This window comes from Anaerolineae bacterium (assembly GCA_035529315.1).
Classification (GTDB): Bacteria; Desulfobacterota; Desulfobacteria; order Desulfobacterales; family ETH-SRB1; genus Desulfaltia.
The window spans coordinates 1-20196 of the sequence record DATKWZ010000043.1 but is presented as its reverse complement, the minus strand read 5'-3'; the positions used below and the strand labels follow the sequence as shown (position 1 = coordinate 20196).

The 20196-nt window shown below is 43.7% G+C and carries 12 protein-coding genes; 6 read left to right on the top strand and 6 right to left on the bottom strand.

The annotated features are described in order from the left end of the window. Positions 1-33 precede the first annotated feature (33 nt). Complete coding sequence (locus VMW78_08260) at positions 34-5526, bottom strand: beta-ketoacyl synthase N-terminal-like domain-containing protein (protein HUV50995.1); 5493 nt, start codon at positions 5524-5526, stop codon at positions 34-36. A gap of 198 nt (positions 5527-5724) precedes the next feature. Between VMW78_08260 and VMW78_08255 the strand changes: the two genes are divergently transcribed. Then, positions 5725-5979, top strand: coding sequence for a type II toxin-antitoxin system Phd/YefM family antitoxin (locus VMW78_08255; protein HUV50994.1), 255 nt, complete (start codon positions 5725-5727; stop codon positions 5977-5979). Next, complete coding sequence (locus tag VMW78_08250; GenBank protein ID HUV50993.1) at positions 5976-6404, top strand: type II toxin-antitoxin system VapC family toxin; 429 nt, start codon at positions 5976-5978, stop codon at positions 6402-6404. The genes VMW78_08255 and VMW78_08250 overlap by 4 nt, the downstream gene beginning before the upstream one ends. Before the next feature lie 99 nt (positions 6405-6503). On the opposite strand, the gene cfa is transcribed toward VMW78_08250, so the two are convergent. Both cfa and VMW78_08240 read right to left on the bottom strand, forming a co-directional pair. After that, positions 6504-7637: a cyclopropane fatty acyl phospholipid synthase gene (gene cfa, locus VMW78_08245; GenBank protein HUV50992.1), complete on the bottom strand. Its 1134-nt coding sequence runs from the start codon at positions 7635-7637 to the stop codon at positions 6504-6506. 7 nt (positions 7638-7644) lie between these two features. After that, complete coding sequence (locus VMW78_08240; protein HUV50991.1) at positions 7645-7866, bottom strand: hypothetical protein; 222 nt, start codon at positions 7864-7866, stop codon at positions 7645-7647. A gap of 576 nt (positions 7867-8442) precedes the next feature. Between VMW78_08240 and VMW78_08235 the strand changes: the two genes are divergently transcribed. From VMW78_08235 to VMW78_08225, 3 genes are all read left to right on the top strand, one after another. Then, the gene (locus VMW78_08235) at positions 8443-8808 is read left to right on the top strand and encodes a response regulator (protein HUV50990.1); all 366 of its coding nucleotides are present in this window, start codon (positions 8443-8445) and stop codon (positions 8806-8808) included. Positions 8809-8819: 11 nt separating this feature from the next. After that, entirely contained in the window at positions 8820-9665 is an 846-nt protein-coding gene (locus VMW78_08230; GenBank protein HUV50989.1) for an HD domain-containing phosphohydrolase, read from the top strand. A 112-nt stretch (positions 9666-9777) separates the two neighbouring features. Further along, positions 9778-11409: a PfaD family polyunsaturated fatty acid/polyketide biosynthesis protein gene (locus tag VMW78_08225; GenBank protein ID HUV50988.1), complete on the top strand. Its 1632-nt coding sequence runs from the start codon at positions 9778-9780 to the stop codon at positions 11407-11409. Here VMW78_08225 and VMW78_08220 read toward each other — a convergent pair. Then, positions 11404-11979, bottom strand: coding sequence for a hypothetical protein (locus VMW78_08220; protein HUV50987.1), 576 nt, complete (start codon positions 11977-11979; stop codon positions 11404-11406). The genes VMW78_08225 and VMW78_08220 overlap by 6 nt on opposite strands. A 239-nt stretch (positions 11980-12218) precedes the next feature. On the opposite strand from VMW78_08220, the gene VMW78_08215 reads away from it, so the two are divergent. Next, the gene (locus VMW78_08215) at positions 12219-18290 is read left to right on the top strand and encodes an SDR family NAD(P)-dependent oxidoreductase (protein ID HUV50986.1); all 6072 of its coding nucleotides are present in this window, start codon (positions 12219-12221) and stop codon (positions 18288-18290) included. Here the strand turns inward: VMW78_08215 and VMW78_08210 are convergent. Next, positions 18258-19007, bottom strand: coding sequence for a hypothetical protein (locus tag VMW78_08210; GenBank protein ID HUV50985.1), 750 nt, complete (start codon positions 19005-19007; stop codon positions 18258-18260). The genes VMW78_08215 and VMW78_08210 overlap by 33 nt on opposite strands. Positions 19008-19383: 376 nt before the next feature. Further along, positions 19384-19677, bottom strand: a complete 294-nt coding sequence (locus VMW78_08205; GenBank protein ID HUV50984.1) for a hypothetical protein — start codon at positions 19675-19677, stop codon at positions 19384-19386. Positions 19678-20196: the final 519 nt, after the last annotated feature.

The window sequence follows — 20196 nt, the reverse complement described above, 5'->3', positions numbered from 1 at the left end:
GAACTTTTTTTGCAGGGAATTTTCGCTTGAGCACTATCTGTCCGGAATTAATCTAAAACCGAAATTTTTCATTTCGTAAATATAGAGCCCGTCCACTTTTAAAAATCCGTTTGCGACAATACCTGGGACAGGAACGTCCTGAATACCGGTTATCATGGCTTCAACCTCGATTTTTTTATTAACCGGAATAACCTGCCCGCGATAGGTCCAGTTATGCGGCTTTTGAATGATAAGTTCAAAATTGTGGGTGTTGGATAGATGCTTCCAGCGCTTAAGCGCCATGAACTTAATAAGTTGAAGAAATGCTTCTACTCCGAGAGAACCCGGCCATACAGGGTCCTGGTAAAAGTGTGCCTTGAAAAACCATTCATCAGGATCTACATCCTTTATCCCGCGAATAAAACCAAGACCTTTTGGGCCTCCGTCCGGCAGATACAGATCAATTTTATCGATCATGCGGAGCGCCTTTGAAGGCATTGACAAACAGGGCGCTTTGTCAACAACAGAATCATCAGGCGTGAAAGGGGCTTTATCTTCAAGCAGGTATGCACTGCTTTTATTAAATTCATCGGGTGTTGGAATATATGCCCCTTTATCGGCATTACTTAAGCCGACCTGCTGCTTCAGTGCATTATCGGTAAAAAAACCAAAGGAAGTATCCCCCTTGTAAATTATCTTGTTTTGCTTAAGTATCAGAAAATCAAATTCTTCTATGATCATATCGCCTGCTTCAGAGACTTTTTTTGTTCTGGCTTTCATGGTCAGGGTTTTTGTTTCACGCGACACATTGTCGTATAAGACCGCATTTCCGCCAAGGTTTCTGAATTTGAGATCATTTTTGCTTTTAAGGGCGGATCCCATATATGCCGCAAGCCAGCCGCAGGGCTGAAGCGCGATTTCAAGCAAGATGCAAAAAGGCATCAGTCTGCTGTGATCTGATTTAAAATACCATGCATCATAAGGCACATCATACTCGGCTTCTATCCATCCGCCGGGTTTTAAGATCCACGGCTCCGGCTCGATGGAAACTATCCTGTCCATAAACTGATACGGCGGCCCGGGAAGCCTTGCTATACGCCTTTTTTTATCAAACTGTTTATAGGGCTCTCCAAATGCTTCAGAAGGGTTTCCGACTGAAAAGGCAAGCAGCCTTTTTCTGTCAAACAAAACCTGTTTTTCTTTTTTCTTCCAGAATGCCTCTATTTCTTCACCGGTTATACCGGTCATTTTCATGGACATGTCTGTAAACATAACTATATTATGCCCGTCAGCATACATGAGAGCGTCGGCAATTACATAAGGTTCAGGATTATATCCGATCTCCTTTATTATTATTTCATAAACAACATGTTTTGTATCAGGTGTTACCGGCCCGCGGCATTTTAGTATGCTTTTAACTCCAAGTACCGGTTCATAGCATACGCCGGTTTTTTCTGTAACCCATCCCATGCGCTGGATAAAGACCCTGAGGGTATGCGCGCAGCATTCATACATGAGAGTTCCAGGCATTACCATGTCATCCATGAAATGGCAGGTAAGGAACCAGTCGTCCGGATGTATATCAGCCTCTGCTTTAATCAGTCCAAGCCCGTATCGACCTCCCTCTGGATCAAGATGGATAATGCGGTCTATAAGTTTCATCCGATCTTTCCGATCTTTTTGGCCTTTGTTTATCCCTGGAAGCCTGAGCGGCTCGGCAAGCTCAAGATTGTCAAAAAGAGGGCCGAAACATGCCTTTAGATTTCCGGCCCTCAGAGCATTTACAGCCTCATCATCATATTTTTCAACACATACAGGAACCAGCTCTTTCCATTTGGATGCTCTTTTCCCCTTCAGCGGCCTTGTGTCTTCATCTTTAAGAATAATCCCTCCTGAATTTTTGACCTCCTCTTTGGTGAAGAAACCCGCGCACCCGTCAGACATTGTGATAAGATGTGAAGAGCCGATAAAACCTTTAAAGTTGAAAAAGAAAAGAAATGTTTCACCCTGGCGGACAAACTTTTCAATATTGATTTCATATCTGATTGTGTCTCCGGGCTGCGGCAGACCGCGGTGAAATGTTACAACAGCATCAAGCAGCCTGTATGTTCTTTTACCTTTTACTACAAGATCTATGCCCAGATAAGAGCAAAGAAACAGATCAGCCTGGCCTGCTTCGACCGATATGCATACCGGAGCGCGGCCTCCGTCCAGATACCACGCTTTTGGCAGAACATCATGCTCGGTTACAATGCGGCCTGAGCTCAGAGAACCTTTTTCACCTTTAACTGAAATTATCCTGTCAACAAGCATGAGAGGTTCATCAGGAAGGCGCACCCTTGCATTATATGTATCAACTACTGCGAACTTAGGGCCAAGCACTTTTGCCACAGAGCCTGTAGCGAATTCCAGACACATGTCGCGGGAGAAGAGAGTTGACGGTTGCTCGTTTCTGGTTGCTGATTGTTCTCCGCTCTTTATGTTTCGGGCTGTGAGTAGTTTTGTCTGGAGTTCAAATGCCTGGGCATAGGAGTTTTGCAGGCTGGTTGAAAATTCCAGAAAAGTCTTGTGGGCGTCTGCTGTGGCTTCAATGTTTTTTATTGCGCGCTCTATCTCCGGAGAGGTTTGCGTTTTACTTTTTCTTTCCGGCAGGGCAGGGCAGGGGGCTTTTCCTCCCATGATCAGAGTTATCTTCCTTCCTGCCTCTTTTTTGCCCACATCTTCTTGATCAAAATGCGGGCGCAGGTGAGCGCCTGGTTTTTCTTTTGTATCTTCAAATTCTTCAAGTATAACATGCATGCAGTTGCCGTCTGTTGTCATGCAGCCGACACATGCCATGCGGGGGGTGCCTTCTAAGTCATCTGTCCAGTTTTTTGAATTAGCAGGTATATAAAATATCTCTTTTTGCAGAATATTCTTTTCCCTGTTGCCGGAGCTTTTTAAGGAAGGGATTGTTTTTTGATGCAGGCACAGGCTTGTTTTAATCAGAGAAGCAAGCCCTGCGGCTGCTCCTGCATGCCCTATGTTTGCTTTGACCGATCCTATGGCGCATCTGTTTTTGCGATCTTTAAAAAACTCGCGCAGAGCCTCTGACTCCGCGCTGTCTTCAGCAGGATCACCGCTTCCATGTGTTTCAAAAAAGCTTATTAAAGCCGGAGAAATCCCAGCATCATAAAAGCATTGCTTGAGCGAGAGAATATAAGCATCCTTTGAAGAGTAATCTATTTTATCCTTTCCTTTACTTGCATTTCCTGTCCCTCTTATCACAGAATATATCCTGTCTCCATCCTTTATTGCCCGGTCAAGAGGCTTCAGAACAAGCGCTGCGGCCCCTTCTCCGGGAAGTCTTCCATCTGTTGACCCGTCAAAAGGGCGGACCTCATTATTTCTGGAAAAAGGGCTTATTCTGTCTGCCGTGATAATACTGCGCACATCGCATGCAAGATCTATTGCTCCCACAAGAACAGCATCCATTTCATTTTGCTGCAGGAATCTTACCCCTCTTTCAAGAGCGCCAATGCCTGATGCCTCTTCATCGGAGACAACAAAGCTTGGGCCTCCAAAGCGGAATTCTCTGGCAATCCTGCTTGCTATGATTCCTCCAAGAGCGCCTAATGTCCGCGCGTTTGTCAAGGGCGGGCCATATGAGTCTCTCAATGATTCAAGCCACCTTGCAGTTTCATTATCATCAAGATCAAGGCTGTATCTTTTTTTCCATAACCCGACCAGATTTTGCAGATGCCACCGCAGGTGAAAATTGGTTGCTTCAAAATCAAATCCCATGCCGATAATGGCGCCCATGCGCGGGCGATCCTTTCTAAGCGGAAGACCTGCATCCTTCATGGCATCGGCTGATACCTTCAGCATAAGCAAATGCTGCGGAAGTATATCAGGGATTTCGCTGGGAGGTATGCGAAACTCTCCTGCATTAAGCGAGAGCTTGTCCATAAACCCGCCGTATGCAGCCCGTTTGTCAAGATATGTTTCCGCAACAGCTTCACATCCTTTCCATCTGTGCTCGGGCCTTTTTGTGATTATGGATTTGTCCTTGAAAATAACCTCTTGAAAATCTTTCAATGACTTTAAAGATCCAAAAGCAGCTCCCATTCCCACAATGGCAACAGCGGGGCGGGGAATTTTGAGTTTTGAGTGTTGAATTTTGAGTTTTGAATTGGATGATGGATCCCATTCTTCGAGAAGAAGGTGAGCATTTATTCCACCAAACCCGAATGCGCTTACCGCGGCGCGAAGCGGTTTATGCCTGTCTTTTCTCACCCATTCTTCAGCCTCTGTCTGCACCCTGAAAGGGCTGTTATTAAGCGGACTTTTCTCCGGCGCTCTGTTAAAATTAAGCGAAGGGGGCAGAATTTTGTGTTTTAACGCAAGGATGGTCTTGATCATTCCTGCGGCGCCGGCGCCTGTCAGAAGATGGCCTATCATTGATTTTATTGATCCGATGCGGCATCGGCCGTATGGCCGGTTGTTTCCATCCCACAGGCTTTTAAGGCTTTTAAGTTCCGTGGCGTCCCCAACAGGTGTTCCAGCGCCGTGGCATTCAATGAGGTCTATATCAAATGGAGACCAGCCGGCAGATTTGTAAGCGCTGCGCATGGCGCGAACTTGGCCCTCGGAATCAGGGGCAAGAAGGTTGCCTCTTATATCATTGGAAAGTCCGATGCCGTGGATCAGAGCATGGATATTGTCCCCGTCACGCAAGGCATCATCAAGCCTTTTTAAGACGAGCATTCCAACCCCTTCTCCAACCACGAGACCGTCTGCGGTTTCATCAAAAGGGGCGCACCGGCCTGAAGGGGATAATGCGCGAAGCTGGCTGAAGCCTACCTGGGTATAAAGGCATTCAGGTCTTGAAACACCGCCTGCCAGCATGGCATCAGCGCGAAGAGAATAAAGTTCGTCGCAGGCAAATTTAACTGCGTAAAGAGATGATGCGCATGCAGCGTCAAGGGTATAGGTTCCGCCGCCAAGCCCCAAAGCCTTTGCCAGGATGGCTGCGGGCAGGCTCGTTACCCTGCCTGATATGCATTCTTGTGCTGTAAGAGGCTTTGCTTGAAAATGAGCAGCACCGCCAAAGAGTGTTTCTTCAAATGATCTGCCCAAGATTTTTCTGGTTATTAAAGAAGATGCATCGGTTGGAAGCGCAATCGCGGCAAGAATTGTTCCAATACGTTCTCTGTTTAACGATGATGTCACGCAATCCGACAATGCCTCTCTGCCTGCATGAAGGACCAGGTGATAGAGAGGGTCTAAATCCTTTAAAAGGTTCTTGTTTATGTTAATGCCTGTATGACCCGACTTAATTGATTGAAGTATGTCGGCATCTATCAGACAGCAGCGTTTTGAAAAGGCCTTATCCGGCATTGGATCGGAATTATACATCAAGTCCGGCTCAACTATCCACCTGTCTTTCAATACATCGGAAGTTGAATCGATTTTATTGATAATATTATGCCAGAATATATTAAGGCCAACAGCTTTTGGAAATACACCGGCCATGCCGACAACAGCTATAGGGGGTCGTTTTTTCATCACTATTTTATACTCAATTAATTTGTTTTAGGCAAGAGTCAATAGTATAGGGATTATAGATATTTTACCAGAGCACGAAGCACACGAAGCGAACAAAGGGTCATACAAGATGTTATCTTGACATTTAACCACAAAAAGATTATTTTCTAGACAAGCTAGCCAGAACCGTACAAAATATAATCCTGCGAGGTGATGAAAATGGTAGCAAATTCATGGCAACTTCAGAATGCAAAAAACAAATTCAGCAACCTTGTTGATAAAGCTCAACATAATGGTCCGCAAGTAGTAACCAAACATGGCAAAGCTGCTGTTGTTGTTCTATCAATTGATGAATACAAAAAATTAATAAAACCGAAAACCAACCTGTTGAAATTCTTTCAAAATTCTCCTCTTTCAAAAATTAATTTAGACACAAAAAGAAATAAGGATTTGCCGCGAGATATAGAATTATGAAATACCTCTTAGACACTTGTGTTATTTCAGAATTAATTAAAAAAAATCCAAACAAACAAGTTGTTAAATGGATATCCAAAACAACTGAAACCAATCTATTCATATCTGTTTTAACAATCGGAGAACTCCATAAAGGTATTGAAAAACTTCCTGAAAGCAGTAAGAAAGAAAAACTGCACAAATGGTTGAATTGCGACCTGAAAGAAAGGTTTCAGGACAGGATAATCGATTTTGATCTACAGACAGCAACCATTTGGGGTAAAATTCAGGCTCAGTCAGAATTAGCAGGCAAAACCATGCCTGCAATTGATGGCATGATTGCGGCTACAGGAATTACAAACAATTTTATTATTGTAACACGGAACACATCAGATATGGAAATCAGCGGGGCTTCCATGCTTGATCCATGGTTGCTAAAACACTGACAACGTTTTCGCAGCATATTATTGCCGACAGGTCACTGCAATCCATCGACAAATCAGTAATTCGAGGCGAGAAGCTATCAAAGGCCAAGAAATATTTGCTTATCGCTGGGCCTGATACCCGTTGGGAACGCCTCCCGGAGAAAGAACTATCTGCCACACATGGTTTTGTCGGGCGCGAAAGGATCCTGCACATGCCAAAAGATAAAATTTCCACATTCTGTAGAACCGTTCATCATAAATTTTCTTCAGGTAGCCCCAATTCTCATGGAAATTTTTATACCACTGCATCAGAGTCTTATCATAGTCAGCACCAAAGCTGTGCCAGTCTTCGAGAACAAACAACCCCTCAAAAGCCCTGCATAGCTGCTTTGCTGACGGCAGCATGGAATCGGGAAAGATATAACGATTAATCCATGGATCAATGTTTGCGACTGAGCGGTTACCGCCTATTGTATGCAGCAGGAAGAGTCCGTTCTCCTTAAGGTGCTTTTTAACTACACGCATAAATGTTGCGTAATTTTTGCAGCCAACATGTTCGATCATGCCGATTGAAAGGATACGGTCAAATACTCCATCAATGCTGCGATAGTCCTGCATGCGGATTTCAACCGGAAGACCTCGGCAAAGCTCCTTCCCAAGCTGATACTGATTATCGGAAACCGTTATGCCGACAACTTCGACCTTGTAGCGTTGTGCGGCAAACTTTGCAGTCCTGCCCCACCCGCATCCTATATCCAGAACCCGCATACCCGGCTTTAAGCCCAGTTTGCGGCAAATCAGATCCAGTTTTGACTCCTGGGCATGGTCCAGTGTCTTTACATCCTTCCAGTAAGCGCAACTATAAATCATGCGTTTGTCCAGCATACAGCGGTATAAATCGTTGCCCATATCATAATGGTGTCGTCCTATCCTGAAAGCGCGGGAGGGTCTTTGCGTGTTGACTATTTTAGCCTTCACCGCTTCGAATAAACAGGAAAACGGCTTGATCTTTGCATCCAGTTCAGCCTTGAAAACTCTATCAAATAACTCATCAAGTCTGTCACAATCCCACCAACCGTCCATATAGGATTCGCCCACACCCAGTGAACCCTCGGCTAAAAATCTTGCATACAGCTTATCGTTGTGAACCTGGATGTCCCATGGGCGGTCTCCTCCGATTTTAACATCGGCAAAAGAAAGAAGCTCCTTAACCTTTTCGCGGAAGTTACCCTGTTTCATGCTTAACTCTTTGATGAACCTGTTATTCTTTAATCTTAAAATTCCACATGTTATCCCTGTATATATTTTGAACCTTCCTGGATGCCTGCTCCGCTGTTTTCGCTCTCCAGGTTAAGGCAAAACCACCGTCGGTCATATTATCAACCTCATAAGTCCAGCCGTCATCTTTTTGCACAAGTGTCAATAAAACAATACCCCTGTAATTTTCACCTGTTGCACTGACCTCAACTTTATTAATAATCATATATTTTCCTTCAGCCCCGCTTGGACGGGATTTCCGCTTTGCTACGACAAGCTACGGGCAATACGATCGCTTTTGCGATTCAAACATAATTTATCAGAAAAATGCACTCGGGTAAAGATTTAAGTTTTTAAGAATAAGAATATCAAAGGATGAATCCGACTTTTCAGGAAGCCATCATCATTGGATCGCAAAGCAATAGAAGATCATGGATATTGCTCATTCCACCTTGACAAATTAAAGAATAACATTTAATTATAAAATGTTATGGATGAAACAATAAAGAGCTATAAATTAATACTTAACGTCATCAGAAGGATCAACCCCCTTGTAGCAAGGGAACTGGAATCGAAATCAGCATAACCGATAAAGGAATCGGGATGACATCAGAACAGTCAAAAAAAATGTTTGACAAATTCTACAGTGCGGATTTCTCCAATAAAGCCATTTCCGGCAGCGGCCTAGGTATGCATCGTCAAGAACATTGTTGAAGTTCATGACGGAAATATCCCGGTGAAAAGCGTATTTGGAAAAGGAACAACGGTAACGGTTATATCGCCGGCACAAGGATAACAAAAAATGAAAAAGATTCTCATTGTTGATGACCAGGAAGAGCTTCTCGACCTCATGGAAGCAACCCTCTTAATGGAGGATCATTATGTTCTTAAAGCAACAAACGGGAAACAGGCCATTGATATAGCCAGAGCTGAACAACCTGATATGATCATAATGGATATAATGATGCCCGGAAAATTTGACGGGCTTGAAGCAACCCGGGTTTTAAAGAATGATCCGCAAACCAGCTCATGCCCGATAATCCTCCTAAGCGCCAAAGCCCGTAAGAATGATATTAAAGAGGGACTTGAAGCCGGGGCTGTCGACTATTTTATAAAGCCTTTCAGCCCGTTGGATTTAATAAGAAAAATTGAAGAGATACTTGGATAGAGAAAAATATTATGGAAACTGACAAGCCTTACGCCAGAGATGCTAATGCTGATCAACTGAAAAAATATGCGGACGACCTTGTCAAAGTCTATAAATCTGAAAAAAGAAAACGAAAAGAGCTCGAAGCCGCTAATTTGCAGCTTATCAAATACGGCTATGATTTAAGAAGAACCGCCTCAGACCTTAAAGCCGCCAACCTTGAACTCCATAAAGCATACCTTGAAACCATTTGCCGGCTTGTAATGGCCGCTGAATACAGGGATGAAGACACCGGCGATCATATTGTCCGCATAGGTCGTTACAGCGCGCTGATAGCCGAAAAACTCGGGATGTCTGACTTAAAGGCTCAAGATATGCTCTATGCGGCGCCCATGCATGACATAGGGAAAATCGGCATTCCCGACCATATATTATTAAAACCCGGCGAACTAACTGATAAAGAATTTGATATAGTTAAAAACCATACCACTATAGGAGCAAATATCCTGTCAAATTCCAATGCGAAAATAATTATGCTTGCGGAGCATATAGCTCTTTCCCATCATGAAAAATGGAACGGCAGTGGATATCCTGACGGTCTTTCCGGCCGGGATATTCCTCGGGCAGGCAGGATTGTAGCCATAGCAGATGTTTTTGACGCGCTGGCCTCAAAACGCCCTTATAAGGAAGCTTTCTCTGTTGAAGCTACTCTCGGCATTATGAAGAAAGAACGAGGGCAACATTTTGACCCTGATATGCTGGATATATTTCTGGCAAATATAAATGAAATTTTAAAAATCAGGGCTAACATTAAAAAGGATGATTTTTCGCTTCTAAATTATCTCTGGAGTAAAAGTGATTACAGCTTACCTGTGTAGTATTTTGAGGAGAGGTTAAAGAAAATGAAAAATGAATTTGAAAGAAGAAAATGTGAGCGTTCTGCAATAGGATTTTCTTTGGAAGCGTCTGCGCAGGATCCTGCCGGAAAAAATGTTTGTTAAAAACAAAAAAAATACAGGATGGTGGACACAGGGAAAGACTGAGCCTGAGCTCGGAGATGATGCGGTTAAAAAAGCAATCACCAGGGTTACAGAACCTGTATTTTTGCTGGACATGGACGGCGGGCTTGCCGCAGGCAGGGATGGAACAATTACTATCGGCGATTTAACGGAGCCAAACCCGGGGGCTTATCCTCTTTGCGCGTATTCGCCGCCGCTCCCTCCTGAAAACTTAGGTGATCCTTGTTTCAAAAAAAGACACAATCTTCGCTACGCCTATATCGCCGGCGCCATGGCTAACGGAATCACGTCCGTAAGGATGGTTCAAGAAACCGGCCGCGCACAAATGCTGGGATTTTTCGGCGCCGCCGGCCTTTCCCCGGATAAAATAGAAGCGGCAATCTACGGTCTTAAAGAACACGACTTGCTGTTTGGCTTTAATCTTATTCACAGCCCCAACGATCCTGAACTTGAGGCCGCGGTCGTAAACCTCTATTTAAAGCATGAAATAAGGCTTATCAGCGCCTCTGCATATCTTGACCTTACTCTGCCGCTTGTTTACTTTCGTGTGCATGGAATTCATAATGACCAGAGCGGCAATATCGTATGCCCAAACAGGATAATTGCTAAAGTATCACGGGTTGAGGTCGCAGAAAAATTCCTTTCACCTCCGCCGGGAAAATTTCTGTCCCAGCTTGTTGAAAGAAAAATGATTACAACACAGGAGGCAACCCTGGCAGCTTTGATCCCGATGGCCGAAGATCTGACAGCAGAAGCCGATTCCGGAGGCCATACAGACAACAGGCCGGCTATTACATTGTTGCCTACCATGCTTGCGCTTCGAGATAAAATCGCCGAAAAATACAGTTATACAACTCCGCTTTGCGTTGGACTTGGCGGAGGAATCGCAACCCCTTATTCAGCGGCCGCGGCATTTGCAATGGGCGCTGCCTATATTCTAACCGGCTCCATTAACCAGTCCTGTGTTGAGGCCGGCACATCGGAAACTGTTCGCCGGCTCCTTTCAGAAGCAGGCCAGGCGGATGTAACCATGGCGCCGGCCGCGGATATGTTTGAAATAGGAGTAAAGGTTCAGGTATTAAAACGAGGAACCATGTTTCCTTTTCGCGCCTTGAAGCTTTACGATCTTTACAGCAGACACGAAAGTTATGAAAGCATACCCGAAAAGCAAAGGCATGTTCTGGAACAAGACCTTTTCCGTTGCGGTTTTGAAGAAACCTGGAACCAGACAAAAGGCTTTTTCCTCAAACGTGATCCAAAACAGATTAAACTGGCTGAAAAGGATCCTAAGCACAAGATGGCCCTTGTCTTTCGATCCTATCTGGGACAAAGTTCGACCTGGGCAACGACAGGAGATCCTTCACGAAAAATGGATTACCAGATCTGGTGCGGCCCTGCCATAGGCGCATTTAATGAATGGGTAAAAGGATCGTTTCTCGAAAAAGCGGAAAACCGCAAAACAGTCACTGTTGCCATGAATCTTCTTTATGGCGCCTCAGTCGCGACACGAGCCAACCTGCTTCGCAGCTATGGAGTAACACTACCGGCAGGCGCGGGCAGCTTCTCTCCCATGGAACTTTCAGAAATATACAGGCTGCTATAACCGTTCACTGTTTAGTCCCAGCCTTTCTGATAATTTATTACGAACCCCTGTAATATTTAACATTTTAACATTAATTGTATCAGGTTCAGGCGTCTTCTTATCAGGTTGTTTAATCGTTGTTTCCACACAGAGCTCTTCACGCACCTGCCGGCCCTTGTAATCCACAGGCCTCTCAGAAATTATCCCCTTGATTTTATAATAAAAATCGATGTGTTCTCCGGACAGGCTGTTTTCGTAAATATAAATAACATATCTATAAATCACACTGTTTATAATATCAGAAGTTTTTGAGTCCCCCTTATCAAGAAAATAAAATCCATTATCCACAAGCCAGCCATGTAAATCTTTCAGGATTTGCTTTGCCTCCGGAATAGTAAATTTCATATAAGACACCAGATAACCGCCGAGAAAGACTATAAAAGTACTATCAGGAGTGTATTGCCTTGCGTATCCGGATTGCATCCCCCCTAAAGGGTCCGGTGGGAGAAATTCCCTTGACCACCTCTTCCATCTGGCAAGGTTTATCTCCAATCTCCTTGACAATTCTCTGTTTGTATAATATTTTATCATAATTCCTTCTTGATTACTTGTTATGTCAATATAACAACTTAAAGAGGTTTGTCAATCTCTTGAAAATATTTTTTATGAATTATTATAGCGTTAAGTCAACACCATTAACTTAAGAAAATTCTAAGGCGCACAGAGTGATTTTTTTACCACGAAGAGCGCGAAGTGAGTGAAGATAAAGAAAAAACCTTCGTGTTCTTCGTGGCAAATAATAATAAAATCGGCTAATGAACCCTGAACCAATGAAACCAACTGAAACTAAAAACAACCAAAACATCCCGATCGCCATTATCGGCATTGGATGCTTCTTCCCAAAATCTCCGGGATTAAAAGAATATTGGCGTTTAATATTTCAAGGCAAAGACGGCATAACCGAAGTCCCCAAATCACACTGGAATCCTGAAGATTACTTTAACAAAAATCCAAAAGAACCAGACCATGTTTACTGCAGACGTGGCGGTTTTCTTTCCCCTGTTTCATTTGACCCAACCGAATTCGGCATGCCTCCGTCTTCCATTGAAGCAACAGACACCTCACAGATTCTTGGCCTCATGGCCGCAAAAACAGCTCTTGATGACGCGGGCTACTGGAAAGGCAAAAAATTCAACAAAGATAAAACAAGCGTAATATTAGGAATAACCGGCACCCAGGAGCTTGTTATTCCGCTAGGCGCAAGACTTGGACATCCAAAATGGCGCAAGGCTCTTCTTGATTCAGGGATCTCTTCTGAAAAGACCCAGGAGATAATCGATCGGATATCCGATTCATATGTATCGTGGCAGGAAAACTCCTTCCCAGGTCTTCTTGGAAATGTCGTGGCAGGAAGAATATGCAATCGACTCGATTTGGGGGGCACTAACTGCGTGGTTGACGCTGCCTGCGCCAGCTCGATGAGCGCGATACACCTTGCGGTGATGGAGCTTATGTCTGGCCGTTCAGACATGGCTCTCACCGGTGGAGTGGATACTTTAAACGATATTTTTATGCATATGTGCTTTTCCAAAACACATATTCTGTCTCCTACAGAGGATATCAGGCCTTTTTCAAGGGATGCGGACGGAACCGTGCTTGGTGAAGGGGTCGGAATAGTTGTTCTTAAAAGGCTCAAAGACGCTGAAGAGGACAACGACAAAATCTACGCTGTAATAAAGGGGGTCGGCTCGTCAAGCGACGGCAAATCGCAGAGCATATACGCGCCCAGGGCCGAAGGACAGGCAAAAGCGCTTCACAAGGCTTATTGTAACGCGGGAATAGATCCCGGTACTATCGGCCTGATCGAAGCTCACGGCACAGGCACCAAGGTAGGAGACAGTGTAGAGTTTCAATCGTTATGCAAGGTTTTTGGCGAATCAAACAAAAACATATCAGCAAGCAAGTGCGCTCTTGGATCAGTCAAGTCGATGATCGGCCACACCAAGGCTGCAGCCGGGGCAGCAGGTTTGATTAAGGCCGCGCTGTCTCTTTATCACAAGGCCCTGCCTCCGACATTGAAAGCCGATAACCCTGATCCGGAATTAAGAATAGATGAATCCCCTTTTTATTTAAACACGGAAACCAGGCCATGGTTCTCAAAAAAGGATCATCCTCGCCGCGCGGGGGTCAGCGCTTTTGGATTCGGCGGAAGTAATTTTCATGTTCTTATCGAAGAACACAGGTCCCCCAAAAAAAATATCTCCTGGGACGGGTCAATTGAAATCATTGCACTGTCAGCTTCAAGCAAAGATGAGCTTGTTAAGCTTGTCAGCAGCGTGAAAAGCTCTATTGACAAAGGAATCTCAAACAAAGAGTTTTCAAAAACAGCCGCTGATACCAGAACCGATTTTTCATTTAATGACAGGCACAGGCTTTTGTTTGTCATCGAACAGCCTCTTGATTCTTCCGCGTACACATCCCTGGTTTTTGACGAGGCATTGGACGCAATTAGAGCAAACAATTGGAAAGGGGCATGGAACCTGCAAAATATCTATTATGGGGGCCCTGATTATATCAACCCTGAAAACCGCGATAAAATCGCATTTATGTTTCCAGGCCAGGGCAGTCAATACGCGCAAATGGGCCGCGACCTTGTTTGCTGCTTTCCGGAAGCCCTTGAGGTCATGGAACTTGCAAACAGCAAATATAATAGTACCGGTTATTTAACCGATTATATCTATCCTTTTCCGGCTCAAACAGATAAAGATGCTTTAAAAAACACGGATATCGCCCAGCCGGCCATCGGCGCGGTAAGTCTGGCAATGCTTAAAATCCTTCAAGGATTCGGAATAAAGCCTGATGCAACATGCGGACACAGCTATGGGGAGCTGCCTGCCCTTTATGCCGCAGGATGGATGGATATCAACACTCTTTTTGACCTTTCAATCGCCCGCGGTAATTTAATGGCCGCAGCCGGACGCGATAAAGATGACAGCGGTACAATGCTGGCGGTAAAGGCGCCGATCAACGAACTTGAGGAGCTGATTAACAGCTCAAATACAGGCGCAATCCTTGCAAACAAAAACAGCCGGAACCAGGGGGTTCTATCCGGTTCTGTTGAGTCAATTGCACTGGCCGACAAGATATGCAGACAAAAAGGGTTTAAAACAATAAAACTTTCCGTGTCAGCCGCTTTTCACAGCGCACTGGTAAAGGATGCTCAGAAGCCGTTTTCCAGGCAGGTGCAAAATGCAGACATTGTTCCATCAGAGGTGCCGGTCTTTTCAAATACAACCGGAATGCCTTACCCTGCCGATTCCGACAAGGCAAAAAAGCTGCTTGGCGGACAAATCATAAGCCCGGTTAATTTTGTAAGCGAAATCGAAAATCTATTTAAAGCCGGTGCGCACACATTTGTGGAGATCGGCCCTAAATCGGTGCTGACAGGTCTTGTCAAATCAATATTAAGGGACCGAAATTTTCAGGCGATTTCCATGGACAGCTCTTGCGGAAAAGGATCAGGAGTAATGGATCTGGCTAAAACACTCAGCCTTCTCGCCTCTCTTGGTCATAATGTTAATTTAAACAAATGGGAAGATCCTGTCAGAGAAACGCAAAAACAGCTTATGAGCATACCTGTTGCAGGAGCAAACTACAGATCAAAACAAAGAGAAAAAACAACAAAACCTGTTAAAAACCTTATAACCGGCATACATCCGGAAACTCAGGCAACGCAAAATACATTTTCAACACAAAACCACAATAAATCGGATAAAGCTATGGCCACAATTATAAATAAACAACCCGACCTGATTGCAGATGCTTTAAAAACGGTCCAGGAAGGGATGAAATCGATGCAGGCTCTTCAACTACAAACTGCTGAAACCCATAAAAAATTTCTGGAAACCCAGTCAGAGGCAAGCCGCATGCTGCAAAACATGATGGAAAATGCCCGGCTCATGGCTCAAGCCTCCATGGGACTTAACCTGGAAACCGGAAGCCGGGAAGAAGCTGAAAGCTCAAAGATCAGAGATCAAAGCAAGGTGGAAGCTCAAAGCTCAAAGCTCAAAGCTGGGAACCGGGAGTCAGAATCCGAAATCAACAATCAACAAGATGAGTCTGAGGTTGAAGGTCATCAATCATCAATCATCAATCATCAATCATCAATCCGAAATAACATGCTCGAAGTGGTCAGCAGCCTCACAGGATATCCTGTTGAAATGCTTAATCTTGATATGGATATTGAAGCAGACCTTGGCATTGATTCCATAAAAAGGGTGGAAATACTTTCCACAATCGAAGAAAAAATGCCGGAGCTGCCTTCTGTTTCTCCGGAAATCATGGGTAAACTGAAAACTCTTGGCCAGATCGCAGAGCATCTTTCAGGTGCCGTAAAAACAGATGAGCATAAGAGACAGTTGGTTGAAGAAAGTTCAAACCAAGTTCAAATAACAACTAAATTTCCTATAGATAAAATTGCCATAGATAAAATCCCCAGAAAAATAGTATCAATGGTTGAAAAGCCACTTGTTTATGACAAAAGACTACCGGCTGGAAGAAAAGTCTATATCACAGAAGATAAAACCGGTCTCTCACAAGCAATCGCTGATGAACTGGCATCATTTAATATAGATACCATGGTGGTTTCACTCAAAGCATTAAAGGGGAAAAAGGATCTGCCTCCGGCAGGAGGTCTTGTGATAGTGGCTACAGACTCACAGGATGAGGCCTTCTTAAAGGATGTCTTTGTGGTTACAAGCCTGATTTCCCGGCAACTCATAGATTCAGCCGCAGATAGCGGGGCTGTGTTTGCGACAATAACCAGCCTTGACGGAGCATTCGGCTTTAAGGGTAAGGGAATGAGCAATCCTGTTATGGGAGGGCTCGCAGGTCTTGCAAAAACAGCCTCAACTGAATGGGCTGGCGTTAGATGCCATGCCATAGATATAGAACCGACATGGAAAGACAAAAAAAGTATTGCAAAAAATATTGTTACTGAACTTTTAAATCCCGATCCATCAGAAACTGTTGAAGCCGGCCTGAACCATAACATGCGGCTTATATTGGAGCTTGTGTCTTCTCCTTATCCTCAAGGCAAAATAGATCTCAACAAAGATGACGTAGTTATCATAACAGGAGGTGCAAGAGGTATAACAGCCGCTGCAGCATACGCCCTTGCGAAACATGCAAACCCTACTATTGTTCTTCTTGGTCGCTCTCCATATCCTTCACCAGAACCCAAATGGCTTGCTTCTGCTCATGGTGAAGCAGCAATAAAAAAAGCGATCGTTGAAAATGAATTGAGCAAAAAAGATTCCTCGCCGGCCTTATTGGAAAAATCATTTAAAAAGCATCTGGCAAATCGCGAAATTTTAAAAAACATGCAAAAACTTAAAGAAACCGGCGTTACGGCAATCTATTATTCGGTGGATGTCCGTGATTTTCAAGCCGTCAATTCCGTTCTTAATGATGTCCGCTCTGCTTACGGCCCAATAAAAGGGATTATACATGGAGCCGGAATTCTGGAAGACCGACTTATAACAGACAAAACCATCGAGCAGTTTGAAAGGGTTTTCGACACAAAGGTTAAAGGGCTCAAAGCGGTTCTTGAAGCAACTAAAGAGGATAATCTTAAATATATTGTGCTTTTTTCATCAATAACCGCCCGCATTGGCAATAAAGGCCAGGCCGATTATGCCATGGCTAACGAAGTTTTAAACAAGACAGCGCAACAGGAGTCTATAAACCGGCCTGAATGCAAAGTTATCTCCATGAACTGGGGGCCGTGGGATGGCGGGATGGTGTCACCTGCCCTGAAACACGAATTTGAGCGAAACAACGTAAAGCTGATCCCAACTGATTCGGGCGCTATGTGTATGCTTTATGAAATGATGGGAGACAAAGGCTCTCCCGTGGAAGTTGTTGTTGGCGCAGAGATTCTTACCCAACAAAACAAAGATGCTGTAAAAACAAAAAGTTTTGCTTTAAAACAGGCCTCATATTTAAAGAAAAAAGATGAGCTTTCTTTAACAATAAAACGCGAAATAGATGTTGATAGATATCCTATCCTTGAATCACACATCCTTGGAGAAAAACCTGTAATTCCTTTTGCGCTTATAGCTGAATGGCTTGGACATGGAGCGCTTCACGGAAATCCGGGTCTTTTCTTCCATGGTCTTGATGATATCCAGGCTTTAAAAGGCATCAGACTTGACCAGCAAAAAAAGATTATCAGGCTCATGGCAGGCAAACCTGTAAAAAATGGCCCTTTTTTCGAAGTCGATGTTGAAGTCAGGGACGGCATAAAGGATGGCGTGGATATTGTTTATTACAGGGCAAAAGCTGTTTTGACAGATAGTTTTTCGCAGCCGCCGCATTTTGACCGACTGGAAAAGATCGATTCAAAACCTTACCCGATGAGCATAGAAGAAATATACGATAAAATCCTTTTTCATGGAGTTAAACTTCAGGGAATAAGGGAAATTACAGAGTATTCGTCAAACAGGATGGTGGCGCGGATCTCTACCGCCCCTTTGCCGGCAATGTGGATGGTCGAACCATTAAGAAGCAGATGGATAGGTGATCCTCTTGTCCTGGACTCAGCATTTCAAATGGCGATATTATACTCGTTTAAGGAAACAGGCCTTGTTTCGCTTCCGAGCTATACATCTTCTTACCGTCAGTACCAAAAGGCCTTCCCGCGTGACGAAGTAACTGCAGTGCTTGAGGTAAAGAAGATTACAGACCATAAAATGACGTGTGATTTTACATTCCTTGACAATGATAATATAGTTGTAGCCCAATTAACCGGCTATGAAGCTGTAATGGATGCTTCGCTTCTCAAGGCGTTTAAGCCTGAACTGGACAGTTCAATCACCGCCTTTGCAAGACGCAGCGCATGAAAGCGCTCTGCGCTTCACACGCAAAAGGCCAGGGCTGTTATGCATGTACATAAGGGGCGAAGAATATCCAGCCTCTATGAAATAGCTTTCAAGTGTGTCAAAAACAACCCTGCGATCCGGCCAGGTATAAAGTTTCTCGCGTTGTTTTAGCTCCTTCCATTTATGCTCTATCTGCCGGTTTTCGTTAAAGACCTCTTTTTGTGCATGTTCACATAAAAACATCTCGCACACAATCGGCTTAAGCCGCCACAGGCACCCTTTTTTCCCCAGATAGATACACTTAAATCCAATGTTCGGTTTTTTAAGAACTTCAAGCAAAAGGTCCATATTATTGTCTTCCGAGATCAAAGCATTAACAACCACATCTGCAAAAAATGTAATGATTCCCTCGCGTGAACAACAGGCACTAAGCCTGCTCTGATAACACTTCTGGGTACACACCTCGCTGAAATGCGCTGAAAGAAACGACGCTGCCTCCTCGCGGAATTTAAGGTAGTCGGCAACATCTGATTGAAGCTCCCCGCCGCAAGCAGCGGGGAATCTTCGACCGTAATGAAGTTTGCTATTTTTGGATTCGCTCACTAACCCCGCCGCAAGCAGCGGGGAATGCGCTCGCTTTTGCGGTTCGAACTGTTGTCTTTCTTCCAAAGAAATATTTGCAAGAAAGCGCCGAACCATATAAAACGCCTCTGCCTGCTCTTTGTGATAAGGGTTCATAATATGTCATGATTTATGCCCGCAACAGCTTCCGGGTACTGCGAAACCAGAAAAAATTTTTGCAACTAATATTTTATTTGTCAGTTGGAGAATATTTTTTAGCTGGTGCAGCAAATTCCGCATCCAGGAAGACAATGCAGTTTTACTGCAGATTGAAGGGCTTCAATCTGAACGTCTATTTCTGAATAGATTAATATTACCTTATTAATAAACTTGTTTCCCATATGTCTTACATATCTTTCTACAAATATAAAAGGCGGTAAGCTATATTCCACTTACCGCCTTCCCTTGAGGATTTTACCCTAAACCACCTCTTTTAGAGAAAGATGTTTATATAAAAAACCGCAAGAATTTATAAGCCTTAATAATTATCGTTTTATTCTTCGTCATCATAATTGTCATCATCGATCTCATCGTCTTCAGTTTCCAACACTTCAAAACTGGTCACGGTAATCTTATAATTGTCATCTTCGTCTTTTGTAACAATACCCTTTACTTCGACCTCCTCATCCAAATGGTTAAACAAGCTCTTTCCTTGTTTATTGGGTTCAACTAGATAATCATCATCATCGGTTGAAATTTCGATCCCCACAACCGTATCATCCTCTTCAATAGGACTAACAAATCCAACAAGGGTGACCTCTTTTTGCGGTTTTTTAGCTTTTTTCATATCTCATTCCTTTCCTTTCATATAAAATGTTTAATGTATAACCTGGATTTTCAAACATTGAATAATGTTTCCATTATTAATCTTAGCTGCGTAAAGCAATGCCTATGCCAATTTTATAACCTATTGATATTTATTATTTTTTAATTAGCATCATCTCTTGTGAATCGGAACTCAGTATTCCGAGGTTAATGGAAATCTTTTCTATTTTACAAACAACTATGGTTTCGAGATAATCTAATCCATTGAAAATAAATGCGAATCTTAAAACAGGAATTTTATGTTCCGGTTTTTCCATAGTTCGGATATAAAAGTTCTACCTTCGCTTCCATCGATGGATTGTACCAACCCCCCCCCGACAATTATATAGTGCAAAGGTCCTGAAGCATTTATTCGTCCCCTATTGTCCCTCAGTCATCCGACAGCCTGGCCGTCTCCAGAAAACCACGAGCACGTTCAATCAGGGTAATTGCGGCTGCCATAAAGTCTATTTCAGCTTTTTTATTTATTTATTAAAATATT